The following is a 12,075-nucleotide window of genomic DNA, read 5'->3' as shown; positions in this document are numbered from 1 at the left end:
TCGCCCGCAAGCTGAAAGCGATCGACGTCATCGATGTGCTCTCGGACTTGTTCATCCTGCGTGGCGTGCCTGGCCATATCCGTTCGGATAACGGACCGGAGTTCGTTGCGAAGGCCGTACAAGCTTGGATCACCGGCGTCGTAGCAAAGACGGCCTACATTACGCCAGGCTCGCCATGGGAGAATGGCTACGTCGAAAGCTTCAACGAACAGCTTCGCGACGAACTTCTGAATGACGAGATCTTATACACACTCAGGGAAGCGCAGGTCGTCATCGAAAGCTGGCGACGTCACTACAACGGCGCGCGCCCGCATGCCTCTCTGGGATACCGGCCGCCGGCCCCGGAGGTGTTCGTGCCAGCCTTCTCCGCTTGGCCGGCTGCGCTCGCCCGACCAGCTCCGCCGGCCAAACTACACGTGGCGGAGCGGCCCACCGTGCAATAGAGCCACGTCCGGTTGGATTGAATCAAGGGGGTAGCGGGCGGGTTTCGGATCTGATTCGATGTCGGGCTTTCCGAGGAGATCGGGATGCCGTCAGCCTTATCCGTGGATCTTCGCGAGCGGGTGATCGCGGCGATCGAAGCGGGGTCGTCGCGCCGACAGGCAGCCAAGCGCTTTGGTGTCGGTGCGTCCAGCGCGATCCGCTGGCACGAGCGTTTCCAGGAGGAGGGCGAGATCGCGCCCCTGCCGGCTTGTGGTGAGCGGCCCGCACCCGCCATCGAGGCGCATGCCGAGCTTATCCTTCAGGCCTACCAAGAGCATCCGCAGGCGTTCCTGCGGGAGTTACGCGACACCCTGGCCGAGCGGGGCGTCCGGACGAGCGTCAGCGGGCTGTGGCGGTTCTTCGCCCGGCATCGGGTCACCCGTAAAAGGGGGCTGTCTACGCCACTGAGCAGGAACGAGCGGACGTGAAAGCCGCACGGGAGGCGTGGTTTGCAGGGCAACTCGACCTCGATCCCGACGCCGTGGTGTTCATCGACGAGACCGCTGCGGCCACCAACATGGCCCGGCGCTAGGGTCGGTCTCCACGTGGCGAGCGCTGCCGGCTCCTCGTGCCCCAGGGTCACTACAAGACCACCACCGTCACCGCCGCCCTTCGTACCAGCGGCCTCCTCGCCACCACCCTGTTCGATGGCGCCACCAACGGCGAGCGCTTCCGAGCCTACGTCACCGACATCCTCGTCCCGGTGCTGAGACGCGGCGACACCGTCGTCCTCGACAACCTAAACGTCCACAAGGTAGCCGGCGTGCGCGAGGCCATCGAGGCGGTTGGCGCGCGCCTACTCTACCTCCCCGCCTACTCGCCCGACTTCAACCCGATCGAACAAGCCTTCGCCAAGCTCAAAGCCCTTCTGCGCACAGCCGCCGCGCGCACCGTCCCCGACCTCTGGCAGGCCATCGCAAACGCCTTCGCCGCCTTCAGTCCGAACGAATGCCGAAACTACATCACAGCCGCAGGATACGACGCTTATGACCCAACCTGAACGGCAACAGCTCTAGCGTCCGGACCCATAACGGTGGCGCGGACGGCGTAGGTGTGATTCACGGCTTCCACGGGAGGGGCCGATGGATCAGTTCTGGCTGACGGACGAGCAGTTTGCGCGGATCGCACCGCACCTGCCCACAGACACCCCGGGGCAAGGAGCGCGTGGACGACCGGCGCGTGATCAGCGGGATCATCCACGTGTTGAAGTCCGGCGGGCGCTGGACGGCTGCCGTCGCGGGACGTCTACGGGCCGAAGAAGACGCTCTACAACCGCTTCGTGCGCTGGGCGGCAAAGGGGGTCTGGGTCGGGCTGTTCGAGACCCTGGCCCAGGCCGGCGGGCCGCCCTCGCAGGTGCTGATCGACTCCGCCGCCGTGAAGGCTCACCGCTGCGCCGCCGGGGGTAAAGGGGGAGCAAAGTTAGGCCATCGGCCGCTCGCGCGGCGGGCGCACGACCAAGATCCACGCCCTGACCGATCGCGCCTGCCGCCCGCTCGCCTTCCTGCTGACCGGTGGGCAGGTCGCCGACTGCAAGGCCGGCGCGCTGCTGCTCGAACGCCTACCTATTTGCCGCATCGTGCTGGCCGACAAGGGCTACGACAGCGATGCCAACCGCCGGCAGATCGAGGCGACCGGAGCCGCGTCCAACATCCCGCCCAAGGTCAACCAACGCTGGAAGCCGTACTTCTCGCCCGTGCTTTATCGACGACGCAACGCCATCGAGCGGATGTTCGGTCGCCTGAAAGATTTCCGCCGCATCGCTACGCGCTACGACCGCTCGGCGGTCAACTAACTCGCCGCCGTCTGCCTCGCCGCGACCGTCAGCTACTGGTTATGAGTCCGGACGCTAGAGCGTTTTCCGTTTGCGCCGAGTCAGGGTGGCGGGGTTCACGCGGTGCTGCTCGGCTGATTCACTGGTCGCTCCGAGAGAGGAGCGAAGCATGGGACGTCCCTACAGCCAGGATCTGCGTGAGCGGGTGGTCGATGCTGCTGTGCTAGTTCGCGCCGTCAGGCGGCTGCCCGCTTCGAGGTCGGCATCGCCACCGCCATCCGCTGGGTGGCCGCCGTCGCTGCCACGGGGAGTGTGGCCGCCTGCCCGCAGGGGCGTCCGCGCACTTCGAAGCTCGACCCGCACGAGTCCTTCCTGCGCGGCCTGATCGAGAGCCAAGACGACCTGACCCTGGAGGAGATGCGCGCGCGACTGCTGGCCGAGCCTAATCTCAAGGTCGGCTTGGGAACGCTGTGGCGCTTCCTCGACGCGCGCGACCTGACGTATAAAAAAAGACAGCCCACGCGACCGAGCAGGACCGCCCCGATGTGAAGGCGGCGCGCGAGTCGTAGTTCGAGGCCCAGCCCAAGCTCGATCCGGCTCGTCTCGTGTTCATCGACCAGACTTGGACCTCGACCAACATGGCCCGCCTACGCGGACGCTGTCCCCGCGGTGAGCGGCTGCGCTTCCCGATCCCGCACGGCCATTGGAAGACGACGACGTTCGTGGCCGGCCTGCGCCTGTCCGGGATCGCCACGTCCTTCGTGCTCGACGGCTCGGTCAACCGCGACGCCTTCCAGGCCTATGTCCAGCGCATCCTGGTGCCAGAGTTGATCCCCGGCGACATCCTCGCGATGGACAACCTACCCAGCCACAAAGGACCCGCCGTGCAGGCGGCGATCGAAACGGCCGGTGCGCGTCTGCTCTACCTCCCGTCCTACTCGCCCGACTTCAACCCGATCGAGATGGCCTTCTCGAAGCTCAAGGCACTGCTGCGCGAAGCCGCCGAGCGCACCGTCGAGGGGCTTTGGTCGGCCATCGGCCGCCTCGTCGATGCCATCAGCCCAACCGACGCCGCCAACTTCTTCGCTGCAGCAGGATACGAGCCAGATTAAATGAAAAACGCTCTAACTTCACCCTTGGACCACCTCGTGAGGGCCGATCAACATGACCGACAATGCACAAACATCGAACCTGAAACACCGAACGGGGCAGGCCCGGTGTCTGTCGGTAGATGCGGAGCAATCTTCCCAGACTACTCGTCAGTTCGCCGAAATTCGGCCATCGGCGTCTGCTTCGCTTGAAAGGGAACATAGACACGACCGCCAAACTGACTTTGTAAATCCGAATACTTATATAAGACCTAGGCCAGTAAACAAGGAAATGCTATTTGACGAGGAATTATAACGAGGTAATTGGAGTCTATAGGCTACAGCAATTCAATGGCTGCAAGCCTATCAGCAATCAACCGACCCGTAAGACGATAATTGAGACTGTGTTCTATATCCCTTTTTGCTTGTCTACCAATCTTCAGGGCGATATCGGGATTGGAGAACAATTTCCGCATTAGGGCGGCAGCATGTTCAACCGAAGGCTCTGCCCATTGGAGACCGGCTTTATAGGGTTCAATGTCACGATCTAATTGGACCAGTCGATAGTCAACGAGTAAGCTATTTTTGTCTGTCATGAAGTCAACATTTCCCGAGTATCGCGTTGCGATAACAGGTTTTTCTAGCAACATTGCTTCGGCCAAAGTTAATCCAAGACCTTCACTTCGATGCAAAGAAATGTACGCATCGCTACAGTTGATGAGACTCAATGTTTCATCACGCGTAAACACAGCATCGATGATATTGACTCGAGTATCACTGGTCGCAGCGACCAGCGCGGCGAGCGAATCCGGATATCTATCCCCGAAAGAGGTCTTGATAACGAGGCGGACTCTATCGTTTGTTGAAAAGGCATGATGAAAAGCCTTAATCAGCCCAAGAGGGTTCTTTCGGTCCATTACGCTTGTCATATGGAATACGAATGTAAAGACAAACTCATCGCTAGGAATATTGAAATATGACCGGGGTTTCTGTTGGAAATCCGGCATTTCGATGCCTGGAGGCATAACAAAGATAGGTTGCCGATAGCGTCTGCGTAACCCGTTAGCGATAAAATGTGTCGCAGCCCAGATCTCGTCACACTGTAAAGCGGCACGATTCCAGGATGCGGGTATTTCATCAAACTCCCAGTACCAGTAACCTATCCGATAGGTTTTATTAGACCTAGCACGAAGTCCAGCGCGCTCAAATACCACGTCAAAAAGCGGCTCAGGTTGAACATGGATCAATGTTGTATCGTAAATTTCGTGGCCTTGGAAACGGAAGCCTAATGGATCGTCGGTCGAGATCGAGACAGGCACATCTCGAGCACTTACAACGATATTATTTTCGCGCAGGCCCTCTACAAGACTTTCCGTTGAGATGCGAAGGCCTGACGGATACGCGAAGTGCCCCAGGATATTGATACCGCGCCGGACAATGTCGATGGCAAGAGTCCCACGCTGTCGGGCTTCAACCCAGCCGCGGGCTAGAAAAGAAAGCCCGGAAGCGCGTTTCGTTAAATAAGCGAGAAGCGCACGTGCGTTCGCCTCTTCCAACATTGCTAACGGAAATTGATCCTGCCAATCCGATCGAGCAAAATATGCTAGACGAACTTGTGCTGCGTCACTCATAAAACATGGGTAGTCCTGAGTAAAAACTTCGTGGTCCTGAAGACCATAATTATCATCCACCCACTCCAGTAGGCACATTATACCAAAAACTGTACCACCATCCGCAACAGCCGTTTGCCAGGAGGGCGTGCAAGCCCACGTCTGACTTAACGCGGTCTGCGGTGACTCTGCTGTAGTTATCAGGAACCACCATACGTCTTCAAGCGTGGTGTCTCCGTCCATCCATGCGTTGAACAGCCGTGCGCAGCTTGCAGCGCGCCCTTGAGGAAGAAGAAAGAGGGGGTTTTCTTGCCTGAAATCTAAATCATTCATCAAAATTTGCAATGATTTAGCGCCGTTGTTTGAATCGAAAGCGACGTCAATCCATGATGCGTATTCGTCGCCCAGACCTAATAGGTACAGCCCCTTTGTTTTTATCCAGTGAGCTAAACCACCTTGCGCACCATCGCGAATTGCTGTCGGGAACAATTTTCGCAGATCGCGACGGCGGCAAATAAATTCTAGTATGATTCGCGTAGCGCTTAGCAAACCAGGTTGCATTTGGATGGGATGAAATGGCCAAGCGATAACATCCCAAGGTAATTTTGCTGCGGCGGCCACAGCACCAAAATCATAGGGATCAACGACGTCTGACGTAGAGCCACAAAAAAATTGAATGTCCTCTTGCATTTTTAGTTGATTGTTATCAGTGAAGTTATCAGATACCTTGGGGTCAAAGCTTTCTACGTCGAGTTGTGGATGAAAAAATGGGTCGTAAGCGATACCAAGGCTTCGAAGACGCTTAGCGAACAAAATTTGGTCGGTTTGAGGATTCATAGTTCCACGAGAGGCACCTTCGTGATGCACTAAAACCGCCGATGGCAAGTAGACACATCGAAAACCCATTCTCGCGATGTCTAGACAGAGAACCACGTCACTATACGAAATACTAAAGCCCTCATCATATCCACAAACGAGGTCAAAGATTGAGCGCCTTACGATTTGACAGGCCCCAGTGACCGCTGACCAATTACGTTGAGTGCTAGATGAACAGAACAAACCCCAGCGATCCGGAGGTGTGCGATGGAAAACATGGGCAGCAAGGGTAAATAAACCTAGCGCAACGCCCGCATGCTGAACGTCACCATCGGGATAAAGCAATTTTGCACCCACGACACCAACCCCAGGCTCGCAAGCTTGGCAGACAAGGCGCTTAAGCCAGTCGCCCTGAACTATTTGGATGTCATTATTTAAGAATAGAAGCATCTCGCCGCGTGCATGCTTAGCGCCAAGATTACATGCCCTTGAGTAATTAAACGTTTCGTTGAAGGGGATGATCCGGACGGATTTTGCAATCAACGAATTGTATAGCGTAATAGTTTCCTCGTCAGTAGATTCGTTGTCGACAATAATAATTTCAAAGTTCCTGTAACTCGTATTGCCAAATAGTCCTTCGATACACATGCGTAGCAGATCAGCATGATTTTTGTTTGGTATAATAATCGAGACCAGCGGATTATTCTGAGGCTCCCAGGTTGAGAAAAATGTGCCGTCGGGAACTCGAGAAACTGACGCGATGTGTCCACGACGCGACCAGTATTGTTTCAAAACATTACGGCCTTCATCGATTGATGTATCATGCAATCGTATATCTTCGCTGTCAGTCCGAATTCGGTGACAAAGCGACTCTGGAAGTCTCGTTATAGTCGACGCGCGACTACTAGCTTGCAGACAAAGGTTCCATTCCCAGGAATTCGTACTTATGTCGCCGATTTCAAAGGTCTTCGAAAGCACGACGTCCGCTGCTAATTCTCGACGAATTGCGGTACAATGGCCAAAATAATTGAAGGAGCTTAGCATCTCCGGCGACCACGAAGGTTTTAAATACATCGAGAAATTCGAGCCGTCGCGTAAAGACTGCGTCTCATCTGTATAGATGATATCTGAGCATGTGCTATTGAATAGATTTGAAATTTTATATAGAGAAAATTCTGCCAGGGCATCCCCAGCGTCTAAAAATATTATTACGTCAAAAGTTGACTTTATGATAGCTTCGCGAGCGAATTGAGTGCCGTTCATATGCTTGATAAGTTTGATATCCGAAAACCTTCGCTTATTCGAATTCATCGCCCTGTCGAATGAATCAATGTCGCAAGTTTCCGGCAATAGTATTTCGCAAAATATTCCAGTTTGCGAAATTAAACTATCAATTGTCAATCGCAAATGCGGATTCAGCGAGTCGTTTACGATTATGCTAAAAGTTTTCGGTATGCCAGAATTATTTATGTTTTGATTAGATTTATTTGGATCCAAGGCCCGGAATCTGCGACCTTCTTTTTCGCCATTTTGTATGTAATGCACGAGAGGGTTTTGGCCGGCCTCTAATACGTCTGGATTTGCATTCGTATATGCAAAGGTATCGAAGTGAGGCCCTGCTGCGCGTCCTTCCGCTACGCCATACTCCATAAAATGATCTAAAGGCGTGCCGGAGAATAATTTTATTTCTGGGTATTGATCCAGATACCAGTTGCGGTCAAAGAAGTTAGATTCAGAAACGATTTTTTTATCGCGAATCAACTGTCTTTTTTTCAAATTGTTTTTGCGTAATTTTGCAATTAAATCAAACTGCACAGTTTAGATAACCTTCTGAGTGAGGGTGATTGTTTTAGCTATTGATCATTGTCACAGATAGCTCTTACGCATAGGCAGTATAAGCCATCGAATTGGAAAATTTTATTGAGTTACGAGAATTATTCGTAAACATTTTGCACCAGGTTATATAGCATGAATTAGTACCTATTTATCGTCGGGACCGAATAGGCGTTAGAACTTACATTACAGTTCGAAACCAGATACCGAGTAAGAGGGCAGCAAGAAAATTTTAGGCAGACGTAGAACAATCTACAAGAACTAAGTCAATCCCCTACGTGGCGAGGAGGTTTGATATCGCTATAAACCTATTGAGTTCGCGACAATTATGACGAAAATATACGAAGCATGCCATCAGGCAACTTTACATTTAAATGTTAAGTCGAAGGGTAATTTTTAGCGATACCGCCGTAACCTCTCACAAGATATGCTTCAAATAGAAATTCGAACGCCCGGCATATGAATTATCCGGCAATTTTCGTTAGTTACTCCAAAAGCAATGAAAAGGTAAATATAACTGTAAGTGTTGATTCATGAACAATCGGCTATAGAACGACAATTGCATATCCTCATTGCAACCCCCAGCCATGTGTGTAGAGTCTTAATTGAGTGCGTATAGAATACGGAGGCGAGACTCGAGGTTATATTATATGAGTTGGCGAGCAAGCGGTTCTCAATGTTTATAACAAAATCTTATAACCAAAAGTTCTTCGAGTATTAAACGCTGTTAGTTAAACATGGGCATTGAATCCTAAAAAATACATGAGAGCGGCGAATTACCTAATATTAGACAGAAATGCTTGTAAAGCATAGGTTGGGCGGCTTGGTTGGGAAAGTTCGAGAGATCGTACCCATATGCGAGTTTCCCATGAGGATTGGCCGTAAGCGAAATCGGGGACCCAAGCGTGTGCTGTTTAATCGACGCTTGCATAATTTCGTCACCAAGGAAATTTAAGGGCAGGTTTTATGGTTGTTCAAATCCCTCGTAGGTTCTTTTTGATCGAGATTTAAGGATAAATGCAAAAGAGGATGGCGGTCACGAGGTAAATGACGCGGTAAGGCATCTAAATGCGTCAAAAATTTGCAGTACTTAACGGTGCAGCGAGTTAACCAGCATAGGACTTTCATAAGCATATATCTTTGTATTCACACTACCCAACAAACCATTTACTCGAGACTCGCAGTCCTACCAGGCCATTGGTCGACCTCCCTGGAGATGGTCCAAAAGTGGTGACAGCTCACGGTTGCCCTCCCGTCGAACCTGTTACTGGTCCTTGGCCTATGCAAACTCTCCGGCAGGGACACCTTGATTGGAGAAGGCTCGAGGCGTCAACCCGCCCAAGGCCGTTTGGGGTGGGCTCGTTGTTGAAGCACCTCCATTCGTCGATGCGCTCGCGGGTGTTAGAGGGAATTTAAAAACAGTGAGGCGTTTAGGCATTCCAGTCGTAGGCAACCGTTGAACGACCCGATTCTAGCCGGTGTCGTTCGGCTTGCCAGCCCGTACGAACTCGATCTCAACCTCGTCTAGGTAGGCCAACTGGTCGAGCATGCGATCGGCGAACTCTGGGCCATTGTTGACCCGGGAGCGGTTGGCCCGTCGCTGCAGCTTAACCACGGCTTGGAACGTTCCGTCGCTCTGTAGTCGCGGAAGTCAGCTCTTGGTGTGAATGAGAGCGGCTCTCGCATGTGGCAATCGAAGAAGGTCAGGACCTGGAGTGGGCGTCGGTCGAAGTTGCGGTCCCATATTACGTCCAGAGCCAAGGCCCCGTCGATTTATCGACCGTATGTCGTCTCGGCTGATAGTGCCAAGCTCGCTCGCGCTTTGGTGGCTAGCTCCGGTTAGACTTCATGTGGTCAAGAATTGTTCCTGTAGATGTGCATGTGGTTTGCTTTTCAGCCTCCCGTTGCAGCAGGTTTGGAGCCGTCGATTGCCGTTGCGGACCCGTGCGACTGCCAAATCTTTCAACAGCGTCCGTGGAGCGATTTGCGGGACAGCTCGCCTCCTATCACGCTGGGACGATCGGCCGGAGCCGGTGGCCTGGAAGGTCCGACGTTCGCGGATATTGTATGCGAGGTGCAAGTGACCGGTAACTTGATTAGAAACGACGAAAGTCGTCACTATTGTATGGGTACCTCCTGCATCATCAAGTGGTCCAGCTTCAGGTCAGCGAACTGCCCATAACGGTTTGCAGTTTTCGTAATGCAGCCGCTTGAATCAACATATACTTGGTACGCCCATGCCGACGAACTGCTTCATCCAGCGGTAGAAGGTTGTTTCAAAAACGTCCATCTTCCGGCAAACCTCATGCACTGAGGTGCTGTTCTTCGCCTGACGCAGGGCGAAGGCGATTTGTTCGTTTGCAAAACGTTTGCTACGAGCTCGTCCGAGTAACGCTTTTAGCTGTGCAGTCCCGAGGTGTGGTGGCATCAGTTTCGCTGAGGTCGCTGCATTCCGGGAGGCGTTATGGGACAGGTTCCTCACGGCTGCGCCACGACTACGCACGCGGTCAGAGCAGCGCTACAGCGATCGCAAGCTCCGCTCAAAGATCTTGCCGCCCAGCACGGACTGAACCCCAAGACAGTCGCGAAGTGGCGTAAGCGAGCCTTCCTTCATGACGCGGCGATGGGACCGAAGACACCGCACTCTACCGTGCTCACGACCGAGGAAGAGGCGGTGATCGTCGCCTTCCGCCGGCACACCCTCTTGCCGCTCGACGACTGCCTCTACGCGCTGCAGGCCACCATCCCGCACCTGACCCGCTCGTCGCTGCATCGCTGCCTGCAACGCCATGGGATCAGCCGGTTACCCGAGGTCGGCGGCGACAAGCCTGGCAAGCAAGCGTTCAAGGCCTACCCGATCGGCTTCTTCCACATCGACATCGCGGAGGTTCGCACCGGCGAAGGCAAGCTGTACCTCTGGGCGGCCATCGACAGGACGTCCAAATACGCCTTTGCCCAGCTGCACGAACGCGCTGATCGACCCGTGGCCTGCGCCTTCCTGGAGGCACTCATCGAGGCCTGTCCTTACCGCCTGCACATCATCCTGACCGACAACGGCATCCAGTTCGCCGAGCTGCCCAAGAACCGTCGCGGCCCGACCGCCCTGTACCGCGTCAACCGCTTCGACCAGATCTGCCGGGCACACGACATCGAGCATCGGCTCACCAAGCCAAACCACCCGTGGACCAATGGCCAGGTCGAGCGCATGAACCGGACCCTCAAGGAGGCGACGGTCAAGCGCTACCATTACGACACCCACGATCAGCTGCGGGAACACCTCGCCGCCTTCCCGGATGCCTACAACTTCGCTCGGCGGCTCAAGACCCTACGCGGCCTCACTCCGTATGAAGCGACCTGCCGGGCCTGGGCAGACAATCCAGACCGCTTCAGATACGATCCAATCCATCTCACCTCGGGACTGCACAGCTAGGACGGGGAATGAGCTTCGAAATCTGTGCAGACGGGTGTGTCGGCTTGGGCTCAGTGCGCGGCCTTGGCCAGTTTGAGGAGGTTGTAGGCGGTGCAGATCATCGCCCATTCGCCGCGGATCTGATCGAGCTCGCGTAGCAGGAACTGTCGGAGGTCCCGGGCCTGCTTGATCTGCCCGAACACCGGCTCGACGACCTGCTTCCTGAGGCGGTAGCGGCTCCGGCGGCCAGCCCGCTTCAGCCGCGCGGCCATCGCACGCATCAGGGGCGTCTTCGTCAGCTTTCGACGACCGGCCGCATCCGCCTCTCCGTAGCGCGCCCGCCATGGAGCGAGATGTGCGGTGATCCGCCGCTGCTTCAGCGCTGCTAGGTTCGCCTCGTTGGCAAAGCCTGCATCGCCCGAGACCTCGCCCGGCTTGCGCCCGAAATGAGCGCGGATGTCGTCGATGAGCGGCACGAAGGCGCGGGTGTCGGCGGCGTTCGTCACAAGGCGGTGCGCCACGATGATCTGATGCGCGGCATCGACGGCGATCTGCCCATTGTAGCCCTGCACGGACCCGTCGCGGGTCGGCAGGATGCGGCTGTCCGGGTCGGTGAAGTTGCGCTGCGCCCGGTCCGGTGGCCCACCGTCCTCGGCACGTAGGGGCCGACCCTGCCAGCGCATGCCCGACGATGCACCCGGCCCCCTCTCGTCCTCGGGGTCGGGCGGATCGATCGCTTCCGCTTCCAGCGCAGCCTTGGTAGGGCAGATCGTCTCCAGCCGCCGCACCTTGTCGGCCCTCCAGTCCGGCGTCTCGTCACCCCGTGGTTCGCGCCCTGCACCGCATCCTCGGCCGCGTCCGCCTCGCGCGCTTGCTCCAGCCAGGCGTCACTTCGACGGCCAGCGCCGGCTCGGCCGTCTTCGTGCGTCCGTAGCTCATCGCCTTGTGGCGGGAGGCGTTGGCCTTCACCTTGGTCCCGTCCACCGCCACGTGGGCGAACTGGACCAGACCAGCCGCACGGCACAGGCGCAGCACCTGCACGAACAGGTCCGACAGGGCCACGA

The 12,075-nt window shown here is 55.6% G+C and carries 3 protein-coding genes and 5 pseudogenes; 5 read left to right on the top strand and 3 right to left on the bottom strand.

Going from position 1 to position 12,075, the window contains the following annotated elements; genetic code table 11:
• The 4 genes and pseudogenes from MKK60_RS06945 to MKK60_RS06930 form a co-directional block, all read left to right on the top strand.
• A partial coding sequence (locus MKK60_RS06945; RefSeq protein WP_243984656.1) for an integrase core domain-containing protein occupies positions 1–443 on the top strand: 443 nt, incomplete at its 5' end.
• Positions 444–527: 84 nt separating this feature from the next.
• Positions 528–1,483, top strand: a pseudogene (locus tag MKK60_RS06940) (IS630 family transposase).
• A gap of 82 nt (positions 1,484–1,565) precedes the next feature.
• Positions 1,566–2,276, top strand: a pseudogene (locus MKK60_RS06935) (IS5 family transposase).
• A gap of 148 nt (positions 2,277–2,424) precedes the next feature.
• Positions 2,425–3,367: pseudogene (locus MKK60_RS06930) on the top strand (IS630 family transposase).
• Positions 3,368–3,681: 314 nt separating this feature from the next.
• Here the strand turns inward: MKK60_RS06930 and MKK60_RS06925 are convergent.
• On the bottom strand, positions 3,682–7,584 hold the full coding sequence (locus MKK60_RS06925; protein WP_243984653.1) for a glycosyltransferase: 3,903 nt from the start codon (positions 7,582–7,584) through the stop codon (positions 3,682–3,684).
• Positions 7,585–8,881: 1,297 nt separating this feature from the next.
• A pseudogene (locus MKK60_RS28655) lies at positions 8,882–10,030 on the bottom strand (transposase).
• Between the two features lie 36 nt (positions 10,031–10,066).
• On the opposite strand from MKK60_RS28655, the gene MKK60_RS06915 reads away from it, so the two are divergent.
• Positions 10,067–11,032: an IS481 family transposase gene (locus tag MKK60_RS06915; RefSeq protein ID WP_243984649.1), complete on the top strand. Its 966-nt coding sequence runs from the start codon at positions 10,067–10,069 to the stop codon at positions 11,030–11,032.
• A 50-nt stretch (positions 11,033–11,082) separates the two neighbouring features.
• Here MKK60_RS06915 and MKK60_RS06910 read toward each other — a convergent pair.
• Positions 11,083–12,075, bottom strand: a pseudogene (locus MKK60_RS06910) (transposase); the annotation flags it as partial.

The organism is Methylobacterium sp. J-092 (assembly GCF_022829325.1).
Taxonomy (GTDB): domain Bacteria; phylum Pseudomonadota; class Alphaproteobacteria; order Rhizobiales; family Beijerinckiaceae; genus Methylobacterium.
This window is presented reverse-complemented; position numbering and strand designations above follow the sequence as displayed.